The sequence below is a fragment of the Streptomyces sp. MS19 genome, from assembly GCF_047200595.1.
Classification (GTDB): Bacteria; Actinomycetota; Actinomycetes; order Streptomycetales; family Streptomycetaceae; genus Streptomyces.
Genome location: NZ_JBJZOH010000040.1, coordinates 33,101 through 49,129, shown reverse-complemented (window position 1 = coordinate 49,129; position 16,029 = coordinate 33,101). Strand labels below are relative to the sequence as shown.

The following is a 16,029-nucleotide window of genomic DNA, read 5'->3' as shown; positions in this document are numbered from 1 at the left end:
TGTCCTCCCCCAACACCCGCAGCAGCCAGAGGAACAGGACGGTCATCCCGAGCAACACTCCCGCACCGACGAGCGCGACGGCTCCCAGCACGGTCCCGGTCCACCGAAGGACATCCGTCACCTGGCCTCCTCCGCACCGAGGCCCAGCGCGAACCACATCGCCTTGCCGCCCACTTCGAGCTCGCACCCGAAGTCCAGGCACAACGCCCGCAGCATCCACAGGCCGCGCCCGGCCTCGGCGTCCAGGGCCGGTTCGGCGACGACCGGCACACACGGGGACCGGTCCGCCACCCGCACGATCACCCGCTCACCGTCCGGCACCACCGACAAACGGCAGTGCGAATCCCCCACGTGCCGCAGCACGTTGGCGAGCAGCTCACTCAGCCCCAACCGGGCCACCTCCACCGTCACATCGGACGCCCCCCACGCCCGCAACACCAACGCAACCGTCCGCCGCCACGTCTCAATCCCCCGCGCATCGGCCAAGAAGTCCCACGCGTAGACGCACTGCCGCGCCTCGGGGAACTGCACCCGAACCGTCATCACACCTCCTGGGCCATCCACGTACGGGTCCGAACGCTCCGTACCCGCTGGTTGGCCGAGAGTGCCCGACCACGCCGGGCAGCGCCACTGCCACCCGTCGCCATAACCGTCCTTTCTTTGCTACCGTCCAAAGTGTCTGAAATGACGAAGGAGTGGACTTGAACGAGGCACTGAGGCGGGCTATCTCCGAAGCGGGAACTACCGCCCACATGCTGGCCAAGGCATGCGGTGTCGAGGATCGCACCGTCGATCGCTGGTTGTACGAAGGCCGAGTGCCGCGTCCAGGGACGCGCGTGAATGTTGCCGAAGAGCTGGGAGTTGATGAGGAAGTGTTGTGGCCCGGCGCGGCGAAGGCAGTGCTCAAGGTGGGAGCGGACCGGGAGGTCGTCTCGGTGTATCCCTACCGCTCCGCCTGCCCTTCGTCGGTGTGGCGGGCTCTGATCACCGACGCGGCCGAGGAGTTGACGTTCGCCGGGTACACCAACTACTTCCTGTGGCTGGATCACCCGAACCTCGCCGATGTGCTGAGGAAGAAGGCCCGCGCCGGTGTCTCCGTACGCTTCCTGCTGGGCGATCCCGACGCCGACCTGACCCACCGCCGCGAGGCCGTCGAGCAGACCGCCCTCACCGTCTCGACCCGCATCCGGATCACCCTGGAACACCTCCAGCGACTCACCGGCACAGCCGGAATCGACGCCCGCCACAGCGACCATGAAGGGCACATCAGCCTCTCAGTCTTCCGGTTCGACGACCAGATGCTCGTCACTCCCCACCTGGCCAACCTCGTCGGCCACGACTCCCCGATGCTCCACCTGCGCCGCCACCAGGACGACGGCATGTTCGACCGCTTCGCCTCCCACGTACAGACGCTCTGGGACGAAGGCCGCCCGGTCACCCACTCGGAAGAAGACCCCGCCACGCTCCCCTGACCAAGAGACCTGCCCCTGTCACCCACGGCCTGTCAGATCACCGCCGCCGGATCGCCCGCCTTCCGCACTTCTGCCGACGGCCTCCTTCTCGCGGCAATGGCAAGGACAGTTCATCGAAGCGGACGCCATCGATGACACAAGGAGACGACCATGGACACGCGGAACCCCAGCAGGGAATCAGCCCCCACCCACACGGTCTGGCGCGCATCACGTCGCAGCATGGGCAACGGTGAGTGCGTCGAGGTCGTAGACGGCATCCCCAACGTCGTGCCCGTGCGGGACAGCAAGAACCCCGGCCCGACCCTCCTGGTGCCCGGCGCGGCCTGGACGACGTTCGTGGATCACCTCAAGCGCTGAGGACGACATCTCCGCAGAAGAGGAGCCTCACCACCGCCACCCACGGCACAGGTCGGGCTCCTCCTTCACCCCGGCCCCCTCCACCCCTCCGCCCGAGTCACCACAATCGGTGTGACGACACAACGGCAACGGCAACTGCCTTGAAGTAGCCCGGTACGCGCTTCCGGCCTGATAGCGGCCTTCACCGAGTGGACCGGAAACGCCGGGCCCGCCTGACAGCCACCCGTCCGGGGCCGTCCAGCGGTCCCGGACAGCGCTACGCCGCGTCCGGAGTCGTAATTGTCCGCATGCGCAGCGTCATGCAAGGGTTACCGTCATGGACCCAGCGCAGTTTGATGGTTATGTCCGCCGTGGCTCGGTGGACACCCTCTCGGTGGCGGATGCGGCCCGCCAACTGGAGGCTGTGACCCGCTACGTCGCCCAGGACCGGGAAGTTCTTGCCGAGCGGGAGAAGCGGGGTGACCCGCCGGCCCTGGACGGGGAGAAGGCGTTGGCCTTCGCCTACGAGGCGCATTCCCTGTCTCTGACCGACGCCACGGGCGAGACGGTCGCCGTCCTCGTCTCCCCGGCCGTCCTGGAAGTTCTGGAAGACGCCGTCGGCCTGCTCCAAGGGGAACTGGACCGTCTGCGCGGCACCGCTGCGCCGGTGACCACCGAGGAACTCCGTGACGAGCTGAAGGGCCGGATGACCTCATGAGCCAGATCCACTGGGAGCCCGCTGCGAAGCGGGCACTGGCGCGGTTCGGCAAGGACGACGCAGCCGGTGTCGATCAGGTCCTCGACAGCGTCAACGCGCTCTCCCGCAACCCCCGGCCTTCCGGCGCGCTGGACTGCGGTGGTGGCAAACACCGCATCCACGTCGGACGCTACCGGGTCTGGTACACGATCAAGCAGGAGAAACCTGTCGTGATCGCCATCGACCTTGTCGGCCGCCTCCAATGATCCGTCTTCGGGTCGAGTGGCGCCGGGCCCCCGCCTCACACGCAGTACGGACACCGGACCCGCTCGCCGGACAGCGTGGCGGAAGGGCTCTCTTGACGTGGTGGACCACGGGAGGCGAAGGCCGTGGAATCTTGTAGAACTCGCCGCGGGCTGGAGGAAGCCATGGCATTACGGTTCATCGCAAAGGACCCGAACACTGACGGTGCGAACTGCCCCACGGTGTGGGTGGACGAGGAGCGACAGGAACTGGTGTTCCAGGGCTGGAAGGCGAAGGGGGAGGCTCGTGCCGACTGTCTGACAACCGGTCCGATCCCGGACAGCGAAGAGGCCGTACGGCTGCCCATGAGGATGGTGCCGCCATTCGGGAGGCATGTGATGTGGCGGACCGCTCCACCCTTCGGTGAGCTGCTGGCGGGATGCAGGCGGTCGGCTCTGCATCTCGAAATGCGTGACCATTACGACGACCCGGACGAGGCCCCGAGGGTCGAGGCGTGGAAGTCCGGGTACCGGCCGGACCCCGCCGACCGCGCGACGTGGTGGCGGCCGTGGCTGGACCTCGTGGCCGAGACTGTGGGCAGGGGAGTGGAGATCCGCCGGGGGCGCATCGTCTCGGAGCCGGTCAGCGAGTACACCCGGTACCTCCACGACGGGACGTTCACCGACATCGCGGCCGGTGAGCAGATCCGGTGGCTGCCTCGCAAAAAGGCGGCCGCCCTCGCGTTGCCTGGCAACGACTTCTGGCTGTTCGACGGACGCCTGGTCCGCTTCGGGTACTTCTCGGGCGAAGGCACCTACCTCGGCACGGAAGTGACCGACGAGCCCGCCATCGCCGAACTCTGTGCGACAGCCTTCGAGAACGTGTGGAACGAGGTCGCGCCCCACGCGGACCACACCATCTGACCGGACTGCACAAAGCATGTCAGGTGTGTTGTCCCACCGCGCCCTTCACAGGCGAACGCGTGCCGGTCACACGAGGGAGTCGCGGGCCCTGGACAGCAGCGCACGGGCCTTGTCGCCGTAGACGGCCATGTCCGCCAGCGTGGCGAACGTGGTGGCGTAGGCCGCTATTTCACTGGGCTGCGTGATGGTGAGATAGCCGGACACAAGCTCGACGTTCACCTGCGCGGTGTCGTAGATCCAGAACCCCTCGACGGGCATGCGCGCCCGCCCAAGCCGTGTGGGGACCACGCCCAGGGTCACGTTGGGCAACGCGCCCCCGGCGAGGGAGCGCAGCCGCTCCAGCTGTTCCACCTGGATGTCCGCGTCGGCATAGCCGTTCCTCAGCACGGCCTCTTCCACCAGCAACGCGAACGTGCGTCGTCCGTCGGCGAGCACCCGCTGCCGTTCCATCCGAACGGCCACCGCGTCGGCCACGTCATCGACGGGTACTCGGCGTTGCTGGACGGCGCGCAGGACGGCTTCGGTGTATCCGTGTGTCTGGATCAGGCCGGGCACGAGCCAGGAGGAGTAGGCCCGGAACCAGCGGGTGCGCTCGAACAGTGGCCGTACGGACTGCTGCGCCCCTCGCAACCCGGCGCGTTCCATCCGACGCCAGGACAACCACATGCCCTCGACGGCACGCAGGGACGCGATCAGGTCCGCCGCCTGTTCCTCGGCGCCGCAGGCCGCGCACCACGCGCGGATGTCGCTTTCGCTGGGCCGCGCCTTGGCTGTCGAGATACGGGACACCTTCGACGGATGCCAGCCGCACAGCGCGGCCAGGTCCTTGCCCTTCAGCCCGGCGTCCTTGGCCAGCTCGCGGAGGCGGTCGGCAAGGACCTGCCGGGCCTGCCGGACGCTGGATGACGCTGACGGTGGCATCGATCAGGGGACCGGCTCGTACTCCTCGTGCGGCGTGGCCCGTTCCCACACCGTCCCGAAGGCGGACGTGACCAGTCGGACCACTTCCGGTTCCGTCCGCCATTCGCGGTCCACGACTTCGCCGATGCCGGAGAAGTAGGTGAAGAGCACCGATTGGCCGTCGAACATCCACAGGTCGGTACCCGGCAGTGGGATGTCGGCGGCCCGGCGCCGGGGGAGCCAACGCACCAGCTCGCCCGCCGCGACGTTGGCGAACGTCATGTCGTGCTCGTACCTGATGTACTCCGTGACCGGCTCGGAGACGATCCGGGCCCGCCGCATGACGACGCCGCGCGTCGTCGTCTCCCGCACCAGGTCACGCCAGGGGGCCCACCACTCCGGCAGCCTGGCCGGATCGCCGCCGTACCTGTGGCCCGCGCGCCAGCGGGCGAACTCCGGATCGTCCGGGGTGTAGCTGTCGCGCATCTCCAGGTGCACGGCGGAGTGCCGTGCACGGGAAATTGCTTCACGCACGGGGTGCGTCACCGTCTCTGCCCTCCGGCTGCGGGATGTACTTCAGCATTGTCGCGGGGAGCCGGATGATCGTCTCGTGTTCCGGCACGGCCGTGCTGTGACCGGGGATGGAGCCGATCTCCTGGCACGCTTCCACTTCCGCGTCAGTGGCCCTGTAGGACTGGATCAGCAAGTCTCCCGTGTCCTCGTCCAGCCAGATCGTCGGCGAGTCGTCCACCGGTGTGTTCGGAATGATCCCGAGGAACCGCAGCCTCATGTGCAAGCCCTCTCTCTGCCGATCTCTGCCGAGCTGATTGCAGCTGATTGCTCAAACTTCATTCATGAGCGGGAGCGTGCCAAGACCGCCCGCTCGCGCGGTACTTGTCTCCCACAGAACTGGCGATGGCCCGGCAGCCGGCCCAGCGAGATCAAGGACCACGCGGACGATGCGGCGCCGCGAGCGCTTGTGGGAAGCCCACGACGCGGCGCGTGTGCAATCAGAAGCAATCCGGTGGGCGCCCGCCCCGCGTGCCTCCTACCGTGGTCATCGGACGCGCCGGCCACACCACCGTGGCCCATCGGTCGGCTTCACGTCCGTCGTGGCGCAGAGCCGACCGGTCACGACTGAGAGAATGCGCGCTCACTGTCGGCGCGCGACTGTGTGCTCAGAGAGAGTGAAGGTGTGTCATGAAGCGACTCGCTGCCCGGCTCTGGCGGCTCATCCGGGGACCCTTGCAATGGCGGGTCCTGTGGTTCGCGCACGCCAAGTTCATGGTCGGCGTCACCGGGGTCGTGCGGAACGACGCCGGGCAGGTGCTGCTGCTCAAACACCGGATGTGGCCGCCGGAGAAGCCATGGGGCCTTCCCACCGGCTACGCCGTCAAGAACGAGGAGTTCCCCTTCACCGTCGTGCGTGAGGTGAAGGAGGAGACCGGCCTCGATGTGAAGCCCGGCGCCCTGGTGAGCGTCACGAGCGGCTACAAACTCCGGGTGGAAGTCGCCTACGAGGCGCTGCACACCGGAGGAACCCTCACGATCGACAAGTTCGAGATCCTGGAGGCACAGTGGTTCAGCCTCGACTCGCTGCCGGCGGGGATGCAGGAATCCCACCGGCGGCTGATCCTGGGCACGAGTCCGTCCTGACACCCTTGGCACCCAACGAGACCGTCGTCGGCGCGCAGGTCGCGGCCACTCTCGGTGCCTTGCGCGCCGACCCGTCCGAACACCTCACCCGGCACCCGGAGTACACCTTCCGGACCGTCCCCGACCGGCTGGCGGAGTGGCAGGCCGCGGGCGCCGACACGGCCGTGTTCCACGGCGGGCGCTACGCCGCGCGGTGCCGCTTCGCCGAGCTGGGCCTTTCCCACCTCCTGCCGCTCGCACGCATGCTGGTCGGGGCGGAATCGCGCAGGGAAGCCTTCGCCTGCGAGGCGCGTTCGCTGTCGCTGACCGACGCCACCGGGGAGACGATTGCGGTCATCGTCTCCCCGGCTGTCCTCGAAGTGCTGGAAGACGCCCTCGGCCTGCTCCAGGGCGAACGGGAACGCCGTCGTGGCCGCGCAGCCCCGCCGACCACGGAGGATTTCCGCGCCGAGCTGAACGGCCTGACGACCTCATGAACCAGACCCAGCGGGAGCCGGCCGCGTCCGCTGATCCGCGCCTCTGGGGCCGTTGGGCGGGAGGCGACGGAAGCTAACGCGCCACGCGGTAGCGGAGCTGGATGACCCCCGAGTCGAAGGTGCGGGTCTCGACGAGTCCGAGGTTCACGTGGCGTTCCTCCTTGGGCAGGAACGGGATGCCGCCGCCGACCAGCACGGGGTAGACCCTGGCGCGGTACTCGTCGATCAGGTCCAGGGCGGCCGCCTGGGCGGCCAGGGTCGCGCCGCCGATCGCGATGTTGCCCTCGCCCGGCTCGGCCCGCAGCCGCTCGATCTCCTCGGCCAGGCCGCCGGACGCCAGGCGGGCGTGGCCCTGGACCTCCGGCAGCGTGGTGGAGAACACCACCTTCGGGAGCGGGTTCCACAGCTCGGTCCACTCGCGCTCGGCGTCGTCGAGCGAGTCGGGGTCAACAGTCTCCCAGTACAGCATCGCCTCGTACAGCCGCCGCCCCAGCAGGTAGGCGCCGACCTCCCGGGTCTCCTCGATCCAGGAACGGAAGACATGGTCGTCGGGCACCGTCCAGTCGATGCCGCCGTCCGGTCCGACGATGTAGCCGTCGAGTGAGACGTTCATCGAATAGGTCACTTTGCGCATCAGAAGTCCTCCTGGGCAGTGGGCTCCACCGTATGACCGCCCGAGCCGCGGAACTCATCGGTGAGCGCGTGGTTTTCCGCGCCGGATCAGTGAGGAACGAGCCACCGGTCCGCCCTCTTTCGGCGCCCGCCGGGTGTGGTGCGGGGGCTTGGATCGTGTTCTGGGGCGCGTGAGGGGGTGTGCGCGCCGGTGTACGGGTCCGCACCACCGGTGAGTGATCCCGTGCTCTGGCTGGGTGTCATGGTCAACCCAGTGGCTTGCCGGGAGAGTTGAGGAGCCCTGGCCTGTGGGTCACCGGCTGGGGTTCGTTCTCCGAGGAGGTAGACGTGGCAGTCAAGCGAATCCTGAGCACCGCAGCGGCTCTTGTCGGGATGTGCGCCGCCGGGGCCGGTACGGCCGTGGCGGGGACCGGTGTGCTCGTCAGCCGCTTCGACGACGGCAGTTTCGAATATCCGGTCGCCCGTGCGAACGCGTTCGACACGTATCAGGCGGGTCAGTCCATCGGGCCCTGGACGGTGACCAGCGGGGCCGTGGATCTCGTGGACGACGGGCTCTGGCAGGCCGCCGAGGGCAGCCAGTCGCTCGACCTCAACGCCACCGTCCCCGGCGCCGTGGCGCAGACCTTCACCACCACCCCCGGGCAGACGTACACCGTGACGTACTCGCTGGCCGCCAACCCCGCCGGCGGCCCGGTGGTCAAGACCGGCCGCGTCCTCCTGGACGGGCAGAACATCCAGGACTTCTCCTTCGACATCACCGGCAAGTCGTTCGCCGACATGGGCTACGTCAGGCGGCAGGTGACGTTCGTCGCCACCGCCGCGACCACGACCCTCGGCTTCGCCAGCACCACGGCCAACAGCGCCTACGGGCCGGTCGTGGACGACGTGCTGGTGACCGCCTGTCCCCCCTGCCCCTGCTGATCCCGGCACCGAGAAGGCCCGGCCCCGGGCCACTGACGCCCGGGGCCGGGCCGGCTCAGCCGCGCAGTTCCGAGAGCACCGCGTCCGTGAAGCGTGGCCATGCCTCGGCCGCCCACGGGCCGAAGAGGCGGTCGGTCAGCGCCACGCACGCCGCCCCCGCGTCCGGGTCCACCCACAGGAACGTCCCCGACTGCCCGAAGTGCCCGAACGTGCGCGGCGACGACGTCGCGCCCGTCCAGTGCGGCGACTTGTGGTCACGCAGCGAGAAGCCAAGACCCCAGTCGTTCGGCCGCTGGTGCCCGAAGCCGGGCAGCACGCCGTCCAGCCCGGGGAAGACCACGGACGTCGCCTCGTCGAGCGTCTCGCGGGCCAGCAGGCGCGGCGCGAGCAGTTCGGCGGCGAAGCGCAGCAGGTCGTCCGGCGTGGACGTGCCGTCCTTGGCGGGGGAGCCGGCGAGCCCGCTGCCGCTCATGCCCAGCGGCTCCAGCACGGCCTGCCGCAGGTACTCGGGGAACGGTATGCCGGTCGCCGCCGCCAGGTGCGCGCCCAGGACCTCGAAGCCCGCGTTCGAGTACAGGCGGCGGGTGCCGGGCGGCGCGACGACGCGGTCCTCCTCGAAGGCCAGTCCGGACGCGTGCGCCAGCAGGTGCCGTACCGTCGAGCCCTCGGGCCCGGCCGGCTCGTCCAGCTCGACCGCGCCCTCCTCGACGGCGATCAGCACGGCGTACGCCGCCAGCGGCTTGGTCACCGACGCCAGCGCGAACGGCCGGTCGCCGGGTCCCCTCGCGGCGCGCCGCCCGTCCGCCGTGACCACTCCCGCCGCGGCCGTCGTCACCGGCCAGCCGTCGATCAACTCCAGGCTCTGCATACGTGCGAGCCTAACGCGCCACGACAGGGGGGCTTGCCTGGAGTGCACTCCAGCTCTTTAGCGTTCTCACATGACCTCGGCGCCACTGCGGGAACCAGAGCTCGAACGAGTCGACCTGTGCGCGTCCGCCGACCTGCCGCCTCCCCGGCCGGACGGCCAGGACCACTACACCATCAGCGAAGTCGCCGCCCACACCGGCCTGAGCGTCCACACCCTGCGCTGGTACGAACGCATCGGGCTCATGCCGGACGTCGACCGCTCGCACACCGGCCAGCGCCGCTACACCAACGCGGACCTCGGCTGGCTCTCCTTCGTGAACAAGCTGCGGCTCACCGGCATGGCCGTCGCCGACATGGTCCGCTACGCCGACCTCGTCCGGCAGGGCGACCACACCACCGCCGAACGCCGCGCGCTGCTGAGCACCACCAGGGACGACGTGCTGCGTCGCATCGCCGAACTCACCAGCACGCTCGCCGTCCTCAATTTCAAGATCGACCTGTACACCGAAGCAGACGACGACACCGCCCGGGTGTCCGAAGGGACGTGACCCCTCACATGACCACCGCCACCCCGATCGCCACCGCCCCCCTCGGTACGGGCGGCCCCCACGTCGGCGTCCAGGGCCTCGGCTGCATGGGCATGAGCTTCGCCTACGGCCCCACCGACGCCACCGAGGCCCGCGCCACCCTGGAACGCGCCCTGGAGCTGGGCGTCACCCTCTTCGACACCGCCGACCTGTACGGCATGGGGGAGAACGAGAAGTTCCTCGCGCCGTTCCTCGCGGCCCACCGGGACGAGGTGACGATCGCGACGAAGTTCGCCCTCAGCTACGACCCGGAGCGGCCCGCCGAGCGGCCCATCCGCAACGACCCGGCCTACATCCGTTCCGCCGTGGAGGCTAGCCTGCGGCGCCTCGGCGTCGATGTCATCGACCTCTACTACATGCACCGCTACACCCCCGAGGTGCCGCTGGAGGACAGCATCGGCGCGATGGCCGAACTGGTCGCCGAGGGCAAGGTCAGGCACCTCGGCATGAGCGAGGTGACGGGCGCCGAGCTGCGCACCGCGCACGCCATCCACCCCATCGCCGCGCTCCAGTCCGAGTGGTCGCTGTTCTCGCGCGACGTGGAGCGCACCGCCGTCCCGGCCGCCAAGGATCTTGGCGTCGCGTTCGTGCCGTACTCGCCGCTCGGCCGCGGCTTCCTGACCGGGGCCTTCGCGGACGCCTCCACCGACCTCGGCAGTGACGACTTCCGGCGCGGCCAGCCCCGCTTCAACGGGGAGAACGCCGCCGCCAACCGCGCCCTGCTCGACCCGATCCGCGAGGTGGCGCGGGCCCACGACGCCACGCTCGGACAGATCGCGCTCGCCTGGGTCCAGCAGCAGGCGCAGCTGCGCGGCATGACCGTCATCCCGATCCCCGGTACGCGCCGCCGCACCCGGATCGAGGAGAACACCGCCGCGACCCGCGTCACGCTCGGTGACGACGAGCTGGCGGCGCTCGACGCGATCGGCCCCCGTGTCGCGGGCGACCGCTACGCCGACATGGGCTTCACCCAGGCCGGACGCGAGTGACCCACCCCGCGCGGCGGGCCGCGAGGCCCGTCGCGCCGGGCTCACAGCTCGGCGAGCAGCTCCGTCTTCTTCGCCGTGAACTCCTGGTCGGTCAGCAGACCGGCGGTGTGCAGGTCCCCGAGGTGCCGGATGCGGTCGGCTATGTCCGCCGGGTCCGCCCGGTGCCCGTTCCTGCCGTGCTGGCCGTGCTGCCCGCGCCGGTCGTGCCCGCCCCGCGGGTCGTCGTCGTCCTCGTCGGGCTCGGCCGCCCGTATCGCCTCCAGCACCGCCGCCGCCAGCGGCAGCGACTCGTGCACGGGCCCGTAGCCGCGCCCGAGCACCACCGACGCCGGGTCCTGGTCCGCGGCCCCCTCGCCCGCGTCGCCCTCGCCGTGCCCGTGCCCGTCCCCGGCGCCGTCGCGCAGCAGCCGCAGGTGCCCCACCGACACCTCGGGGGACTGCCACTCGACGCCCGTCAGCTCGCTCACCCGGAACGCCTGGTCCCCCGCCTTCCACTTCGCCGACGACGCGGCCGTCCAGAACCAGCGGAAGGACACCTCCTTGCCGTCGAACGCGACCTTCCCGTCGTACGCCTTGAACGCGGGCGGCGCGGGCGGCGCCGCCACCAGGTACGCCGCCGCCTCCTCGCCCGCCGGCGGCCCGAGCGCGCTGCGCAGCTCGGCCGCGTAGTACCCGGCGAGGTTCTCCCGCTCCGCGGGCAGGACGAGCCGGTACGGGTCCGCCGCCTCGCGCAGCTGCCCCCCGGCGGCGTCGAACAGCGGATCGGCCCCCCGCCGCGGCACGGCGTGCAGCACCACGGTCCCCTTGCGTCTCCCCGGTGCCAGGTCGACCGTGCTCAGCGCCTCGTACGGGATACGGCGCTCCCCCAGCACCTGGAGGAGGCGCGGCGTGCGTATTCCCCGTTCGAAGCGGATGAGCACGGAATCGGTGTCGAACTCCCACGTGGAGTGGATTCCGGCCAGCACATCACCCATGCGGGTCATCGTAAGCGCCTGCACTGACGAAAAGGGGTCGCCCCGACTGCTGTGTTCCTGTCACAATCCGCCGACCGCCGCGCAGGGGGCGGACGCGGCGCATCCACGCACGTCCGGGGCGCACACCGTGTCGTCCACGCGCCCCGCGTCCCCCGTGCCGATCGCCGCCATCGAGGCCAGGCCCACCCCGCCCGGCTCGAAGTACGCGCTGTGCCCCTCGGCCGCGCCCGCGTCCAACAGCCGCGCGCCGAACGACGGATCGAGCGGGTCGGTCCCGAACCCGAGCGGCCCCAGCTCCATGTGCGGCACGTCCTCGATCCAGTCGCCGCGCGCCCGCATCGCCCACACCCGCGCGTCCGTGCCCAGCTCGGAGACGTGCGACGCCCGCATGCCGGGGCTCCCGGCGACCGTGATGTCACTGACCCGCGACGGCAGTTCCTCCGCCGCGACGCCGCACACCACCGACCCGTACGAGTGGCAGAACAGCGCGACCCCGCCGTCCCCCGGCAGCGCCGCCACCGCGTCCACCAGCCGCTCCGCGCCCGCCTCGGCACGGCCCGCGGTGGCCGCCGACATGGCCATCCCGGCGGGCGCGTCGTAGTCCGCCCACGCCACGACGGCCGTCGAGCCGCCCGCGGGCAGCCGTTCCAGCTCCGCCGCGTACAGCGCCTGCGCCATCCCCGCGGGCGCCGTCCAGCGGCCCTGCGTGCGCTCGTACGTGAGCAGTTCCGTGTCCACGCCGGGGACGACGACGGACACCCGGTCCGCCGTCTCCAGGTCGCCGAACACCTCGGCGACCCGGCCGCGCCCGGTCGGGTCGAAGGCGAGGAGCTGCCGGCCCGGCCGCAGCAGCGACTCGAAGCGGTGCATCCGCCGCCCCGCCTCGCGCTGCCCGGCCTCCGACAGGCGCGGGTCGGACATCCTGGCGCGCTCGGCGTCGCGCGCGTCCACCAGCGCCGCACGGTTGGCGCGGAAGCGCAGCCGTACGGGGGCGCCCGCCATGTTGCCGACGACGAGGGGGTAGCGCTCGGCGAGGCGCCGCCGCTGGGCGGGGAGCAGGCCGGCGAAGAACCGCGCGGTGCGCTCGGGAGGCGCGTCCGCGGCGGGCAGCGGCTCGCCCGCCACCGTGCCGCGCTCCCAGGCGGCCAGCTCGGCGTCGTACGCGTCGGGCCGCGGGGTGTCGGCGCCGGCGATCCAGCCCGCCGTGGCCAGCACGGCGAACACCACGGCGAGCGGCAGCAGTACGCGGCGCAGCGTCGCGGCGGGCGAGGGGCGTTGCGGGACGAATCGCGGGGGAAAGAGGTGAATGTTCAGCACTGCCGCGTCATCATACGGGGCTCGAACGGCCCGCCGCGCCGCTGCCCCCGGGCGCCGGGACCGGCTGCCCGCACGCCCCTGACCGGCCGTTCGGCCCCCGGCACGCCGAACGGCCGCCGTACCCGCGGGGGATACGGCGGCCGTCTCGTCACACCGCGCCGGGGCGCGGGCTCAGCGTGTGGTGTGCGTCACGCGTCGCCGCCCGCCGAGCCCGGGTCCGCCGCGGCCACGTCGAGCAGCTGGTACCGGTCGATGGCCTGCTTGAGCACGGAGCGGTCGATCCGGCCCTCCTTGGCCAGCTCGGTCAGCACGCCGAGCACGATCGACTGTGCGTCGATGTGGAAGAACCGCCGCGCCGCGCCGCGGGTGTCGGCGAAGCCGAACCCGTCGCCGCCGAGCGACTGGTAGGTGCCGGGCACCCAGCGCGCGATCTGGTCGGGCACGGCCCGCATCCAGTCGGACACGGCCACGAACGGTCCCTCGGAACCCCGGAGTTTCGTCGTGACGTACGGCACGCGCTGCTCCTCCTCCGGGTGGAGGAGGTTGTGCTCCTCGGCCGCCACCGCGTCGCGGCGCAGTTCGTTCCACGACGTGACGGACCACACGTCCGCCTTCACGTTCCACTCGTCGGCCAGCAGCCGCTGCGCTTCGAGGGCCCACGGGACGCCGACGCCGGACGCCATGATCTGCGCCGGTACGGAGCCCGAGGTGCCCTCGGAGAGCTTGTACACGCCGCGCACGATGCCCTCGGCGTCCACGTTCTCGGGCTCGGCGGGCTGGACGATCGGCTCGTTGTACACCGTGAGGTAGTAGAAGACGTCCTCGGCGTCCTCGCCGTACATACGGCGGAGGCCGTCCTTGACGATGTACGCGATCTCGTACCCGTAGGCCGGGTCGTAGGCCACGCACGCCGGGTTGGTCGAGGCGAGCAGGTGCGAGTGCCCGTCCGCGTGCTGGGTGCCCTCACCGGTCAGGGTCGTGCGCCCGGCGGTCGCGCCCAGGACGAAACCGCGCGCCAGCTGGTCGCCCATCTGCCAGAACTGGTCACCGGTCCGCTGGAAACCGAACATCGAGTAGAAGATGTAGATCGGGATCAGCGGCTCGCCGTGCGTCGCGTACGCGGAGCCGGCGGCGATCAGCGACGCCGTACAGCCCGCCTCGGTGATGCCGTCGTGCAGCATCTGCCCGGTCGGCGACTCCTTGTAGGCGAGCAGCAGCTCACGGTCCACCGACTCGTACTTCTGCCCGAGCGGGTTGTAGATCTTCGCGGACGGGAACATCGCGTCCATGCCGAACGTGCGGTACTCGTCCGGCGCGATCGGCACGAAGCGCTTGCCGATCTCCTTGTCGCGCATCAGCTCCTTCAGCAGCCGGGCGAACGCCATCGTCGTGGCGACCGCCTGCTTGCCCGAGCCCTTCTTCACGCCCGCGTACGCCTTGTCGCCGGGCAGCTCCAGCGCCTTGGCGCGCACCACACGCTGCGGCACGAAGCCGTCGAGCGCCTGGCGCCGCTCCTTCATGTAGCGGATCTCCGGCGAGTCCGGGCCCGGGTGGTAGTACGGCGGTACGCCGCCCTCCAGGGCGCTGTCCGGGATCGGCAGTTCCAGACGGTCGCGCAGGCCCTTGGCGTCCGCGACGGTCAGCTTCTTCATCTGGTGCGTGGCGTTGCGGCCCTCGAAGGCCGGGCCGAGCTTCCAGCCCTTGACCGTCTGCGCGAGCACGACGGTCGGCTGCCCCTTGTGGGCGAGCGCGGCGCTGTAGGCCGCGTACACCTTGCGGGCGTCGTGGCCGCCGCGGCCGGACGCCAGGCGGACGAGGTCCTCGTCCGACAGGTTCTCGACCATCTTCGCCAGCCGCGGGTCGGAGCCGAAGAAGTGCTCCCGCATGTACGCGCCGGACTCGGTCGCGTACGTCTGGAACTGGCCGTCCGGCGTGCTGTTCAGCCGCGCGACCAGCACGCCGTCGGTGTCCTGCGCGAGCAGGGCGTCCCAGGAGCTGTCCCAGGCGAGCTTGACGACGTTCCAGCCCGCGCCGCGGAACTGGCCCTCCAGCTCCTGCATGATCTTGCCGTTGCCCCGCACCGGGCCGTCGAGGCGCTGGAGGTTGCAGTTGACGACGAAGGTCAGGTTGTCCAGGCCCTCGCGGGCCGCGAGCGACAGCTGGCCGAGCGACTCGGGCTCGTCCATCTCGCCGTCGCCGAGGAACGCCCACACGTGCGACCTCGACGTGTCGGCGATGTCCCGTGCCTGCATGTAACGGTTCATGCGCGCCTGGTAGATGGCGCTGATCGGGCCGAGGCCCATGGAGACGGTCGGGAACTCCCAGAAGTCCGGCATCATCCGCGGGTGCGGATAGCTGGACAGGCCGCGGGGGGCCTTGGACTTCTCCTGGCGGAACGCGTCGAGGTTCTCCTCGGACAGCAGTCCGTGCAGGTAGGCGCGGGCGTACATGCCGGGCGACGCGTGACCCTGGAAGTACACCTGGTCACCGCCGTCGCCGGCGTCCTTGCCGCGGAAGAAGTGGTTCCAGGCGACGTCGTAGAGCACGGCGGACGAGCCGAAGGTGGCGATGTGACCGCCGACCCCGATGCCGGGCCGCTGGGCGCGCGTGACCATCACGGCCGCGTTCCAGCGGGTCGCGTTGATGATCCTGCGTTCGAGTTCCTCGTCGCCGGGGTACTCGGGTTCGTCCTTGGTCGCGATGGAGTTGAGATGGTCCGTGACGCGTGCCTGGGGCACGGCCACCTGCTTCTCACGGGCGCGCTCGATCAGGCGGAGCATGAGATAGCGGGCCCGTTCCCGGCCTCGCTCGTCGACGGCCGCGTCGAGCGAGTCGAGCCATTCCTGAGTCTCCTCAGGATCGAGATCCGGGACCTGGCTGGGAAGGCCGCCCATGACGATCGGGTTGCGATCTGATCCGGAAGCCACGCTGTTCCTTCACTGTGAGTTGTCTGCTCTGCATGTGTCGCGCCGCCTCCATCGTGGACCCACGACGGCGAAACGTCATCTCTACCGGACGGTAATCAGGTGGCCACGGCG

The 16,029-nt window shown here is 70.5% G+C and carries 19 protein-coding genes; 10 read left to right on the top strand and 9 right to left on the bottom strand.

The genetic code is table 11. The features are described from left to right. Nucleotides 1–117: 117 nt before the first annotated feature. Nucleotides 118–543: an ATP-binding protein gene (locus tag ACL02R_RS25945; protein WP_412799390.1), complete on the bottom strand. Its 426-nt coding sequence runs from the start codon at nt 541–543 to the stop codon at nt 118–120. Between the two features lie 152 nt (nt 544–695). Here ACL02R_RS25945 and ACL02R_RS25940 point away from each other — a divergent pair, with 152 nt between their 5' ends. From ACL02R_RS25940 to ACL02R_RS25920, 5 genes are all read left to right on the top strand, one after another. Next, nucleotides 696–1,472, top strand: a complete 777-nt coding sequence (locus tag ACL02R_RS25940; RefSeq protein ID WP_412799389.1) for a helix-turn-helix domain-containing protein — start codon at nt 696–698, stop codon at nt 1,470–1,472. A gap of 150 nt (nt 1,473–1,622) precedes the next feature. Continuing rightward, nucleotides 1,623–1,829, top strand: coding sequence for a DUF397 domain-containing protein (locus tag ACL02R_RS25935; RefSeq protein ID WP_412799388.1), 207 nt, complete (start codon nt 1,623–1,625; stop codon nt 1,827–1,829). Nucleotides 1,830–2,145: 316 nt separating this feature from the next. Continuing rightward, complete coding sequence (locus ACL02R_RS25930) at nt 2,146–2,526, top strand: hypothetical protein (protein ID WP_412799387.1); 381 nt, start codon at nt 2,146–2,148, stop codon at nt 2,524–2,526. Beyond that, entirely contained in the window at nt 2,523–2,771 is a 249-nt protein-coding gene (locus tag ACL02R_RS25925) for a type II toxin-antitoxin system RelE family toxin (protein WP_412799386.1), read from the top strand. Before ACL02R_RS25930 ends, ACL02R_RS25925 begins: the two co-directional genes overlap by 4 nt. Before the next feature lie 375 nt (nt 2,772–3,146). Then, complete coding sequence (locus ACL02R_RS25920; RefSeq protein ID WP_412799392.1) at nt 3,147–3,671, top strand: DUF6879 family protein; 525 nt, start codon at nt 3,147–3,149, stop codon at nt 3,669–3,671. Between the two features lie 66 nt (nt 3,672–3,737). Here ACL02R_RS25920 and ACL02R_RS25915 read toward each other — a convergent pair whose 3' ends face one another. From ACL02R_RS25915 to ACL02R_RS25905, 3 genes are read right to left on the bottom strand one after another with little or no spacing between them, the layout of a single operon-like run. Then, nucleotides 3,738–4,592, bottom strand: coding sequence for a helix-turn-helix domain-containing protein (locus tag ACL02R_RS25915; RefSeq protein WP_412799385.1), 855 nt, complete (start codon nt 4,590–4,592; stop codon nt 3,738–3,740). Nucleotides 4,593–4,595: 3 nt separating this feature from the next. Further along, nucleotides 4,596–5,117, bottom strand: coding sequence for a DUF6879 family protein (locus ACL02R_RS25910; protein WP_412799384.1), 522 nt, complete (start codon nt 5,115–5,117; stop codon nt 4,596–4,598). Then, entirely contained in the window at nt 5,098–5,361 is a 264-nt protein-coding gene (locus ACL02R_RS25905; protein ID WP_412799383.1) for a hypothetical protein, read from the bottom strand. Before ACL02R_RS25905 ends, ACL02R_RS25910 begins: the two co-directional genes overlap by 20 nt. Nucleotides 5,362–5,771: 410 nt before the next feature. Between ACL02R_RS25905 and ACL02R_RS25900 the strand changes: the two genes are divergently transcribed. Together ACL02R_RS25900 and ACL02R_RS25895 are read left to right on the top strand one after the other, a co-directional pair. Continuing rightward, nucleotides 5,772–6,227, top strand: a complete 456-nt coding sequence (locus ACL02R_RS25900) for an NUDIX domain-containing protein (RefSeq protein ID WP_412799382.1) — start codon at nt 5,772–5,774, stop codon at nt 6,225–6,227. 5 nt (nt 6,228–6,232) lie between these two features. Further along, complete coding sequence (locus tag ACL02R_RS25895; RefSeq protein ID WP_412799381.1) at nt 6,233–6,703, top strand: hypothetical protein; 471 nt, start codon at nt 6,233–6,235, stop codon at nt 6,701–6,703. A gap of 73 nt (nt 6,704–6,776) precedes the next feature. On the opposite strand, the gene ACL02R_RS25890 is transcribed toward ACL02R_RS25895, so the two are convergent. Continuing rightward, a complete protein-coding gene (locus tag ACL02R_RS25890) occupies nt 6,777–7,337 on the bottom strand; it encodes a dihydrofolate reductase family protein (RefSeq protein WP_412799380.1) in 561 nt (186 codons plus the stop codon). Nucleotides 7,338–7,708: 371 nt separating this feature from the next. Here ACL02R_RS25890 and ACL02R_RS25885 point away from each other — a divergent pair, with 371 nt between their 5' ends. Continuing rightward, nucleotides 7,709–8,257: a choice-of-anchor C family protein gene (locus ACL02R_RS25885; protein WP_412799391.1), complete on the top strand. Its 549-nt coding sequence runs from the start codon at nt 7,709–7,711 to the stop codon at nt 8,255–8,257. A 55-nt stretch (nt 8,258–8,312) separates the two neighbouring features. On the opposite strand, the gene ACL02R_RS25880 is transcribed toward ACL02R_RS25885, so the two are convergent. After that, nucleotides 8,313–9,125, bottom strand: coding sequence for a serine hydrolase domain-containing protein (locus ACL02R_RS25880; RefSeq protein WP_412799379.1), 813 nt, complete (start codon nt 9,123–9,125; stop codon nt 8,313–8,315). Nucleotides 9,126–9,195: 70 nt separating this feature from the next. Here ACL02R_RS25880 and ACL02R_RS25875 point away from each other — a divergent pair, with 70 nt between their 5' ends. Then, entirely contained in the window at nt 9,196–9,672 is a 477-nt protein-coding gene (locus ACL02R_RS25875) for a MerR family transcriptional regulator (protein WP_412799378.1), read from the top strand. Nucleotides 9,673–9,680: 8 nt separating this feature from the next. Beyond that, the gene (locus ACL02R_RS25870; RefSeq protein WP_412799377.1) at nt 9,681–10,700 is read left to right on the top strand and encodes an aldo/keto reductase; all 1,020 of its coding nucleotides are present in this window, start codon (nt 9,681–9,683) and stop codon (nt 10,698–10,700) included. Between the two features lie 41 nt (nt 10,701–10,741). On the opposite strand, the gene ACL02R_RS25865 is transcribed toward ACL02R_RS25870, so the two are convergent. From ACL02R_RS25865 to aceE, 3 genes are all read right to left on the bottom strand, one after another. Continuing rightward, nucleotides 10,742–11,674 (bottom strand): DUF4429 domain-containing protein, encoded by a 933-nt coding sequence (locus ACL02R_RS25865; RefSeq protein ID WP_412799376.1) that lies wholly within the window; start codon nt 11,672–11,674, stop codon nt 10,742–10,744. 60 nt (nt 11,675–11,734) lie between these two features. Continuing rightward, the gene (locus tag ACL02R_RS25860) at nt 11,735–12,991 is read right to left on the bottom strand and encodes an alpha/beta hydrolase (RefSeq protein ID WP_412799375.1); all 1,257 of its coding nucleotides are present in this window, start codon (nt 12,989–12,991) and stop codon (nt 11,735–11,737) included. Nucleotides 12,992–13,179: 188 nt separating this feature from the next. Beyond that, nucleotides 13,180–15,918, bottom strand: coding sequence for a pyruvate dehydrogenase (acetyl-transferring), homodimeric type (aceE, locus tag ACL02R_RS25855; RefSeq protein ID WP_412799374.1), 2,739 nt, complete (start codon nt 15,916–15,918; stop codon nt 13,180–13,182). Nucleotides 15,919–16,029: the final 111 nt, after the last annotated feature.

Coding starts and splice junctions, on each gene's coding strand:
- ACL02R_RS25945 (WP_412799390.1), bottom strand. CDS start 543: ATGACGGTTCGGGTGCAGTTCCCCGAGGCGCGGCAGTGCGTCTACGCG.
- ACL02R_RS25935 (WP_412799388.1), top strand. CDS start 1,623: ATGGACACGCGGAACCCCAGCAGGGAATCAGCCCCCACCCACACGGTC.
- ACL02R_RS25930 (WP_412799387.1), top strand. CDS start 2,146: ATGGACCCAGCGCAGTTTGATGGTTATGTCCGCCGTGGCTCGGTGGAC.
- ACL02R_RS25925 (WP_412799386.1), top strand. CDS start 2,523: ATGAGCCAGATCCACTGGGAGCCCGCTGCGAAGCGGGCACTGGCGCGG.
- ACL02R_RS25920 (WP_412799392.1), top strand. CDS start 3,147: ATGTGGCGGACCGCTCCACCCTTCGGTGAGCTGCTGGCGGGATGCAGG.
- ACL02R_RS25915 (WP_412799385.1), bottom strand. CDS start 4,592: ATGCCACCGTCAGCGTCATCCAGCGTCCGGCAGGCCCGGCAGGTCCTT.
- ACL02R_RS25905 (WP_412799383.1), bottom strand. CDS start 5,361: ATGAGGCTGCGGTTCCTCGGGATCATTCCGAACACACCGGTGGACGAC.
- ACL02R_RS25900 (WP_412799382.1), top strand. CDS start 5,772: ATGAAGCGACTCGCTGCCCGGCTCTGGCGGCTCATCCGGGGACCCTTG.
- ACL02R_RS25890 (WP_412799380.1), bottom strand. CDS start 7,337: ATGCGCAAAGTGACCTATTCGATGAACGTCTCACTCGACGGCTACATC.
- ACL02R_RS25885 (WP_412799391.1), top strand. CDS start 7,709: ATGTGCGCCGCCGGGGCCGGTACGGCCGTGGCGGGGACCGGTGTGCTC.
- ACL02R_RS25880 (WP_412799379.1), bottom strand. CDS start 9,125: ATGCAGAGCCTGGAGTTGATCGACGGCTGGCCGGTGACGACGGCCGCG.
- ACL02R_RS25875 (WP_412799378.1), top strand. CDS start 9,196: ATGACCTCGGCGCCACTGCGGGAACCAGAGCTCGAACGAGTCGACCTG.
- ACL02R_RS25870 (WP_412799377.1), top strand. CDS start 9,681: ATGACCACCGCCACCCCGATCGCCACCGCCCCCCTCGGTACGGGCGGC.
- ACL02R_RS25865 (WP_412799376.1), bottom strand. CDS start 11,674: ATGGGTGATGTGCTGGCCGGAATCCACTCCACGTGGGAGTTCGACACC.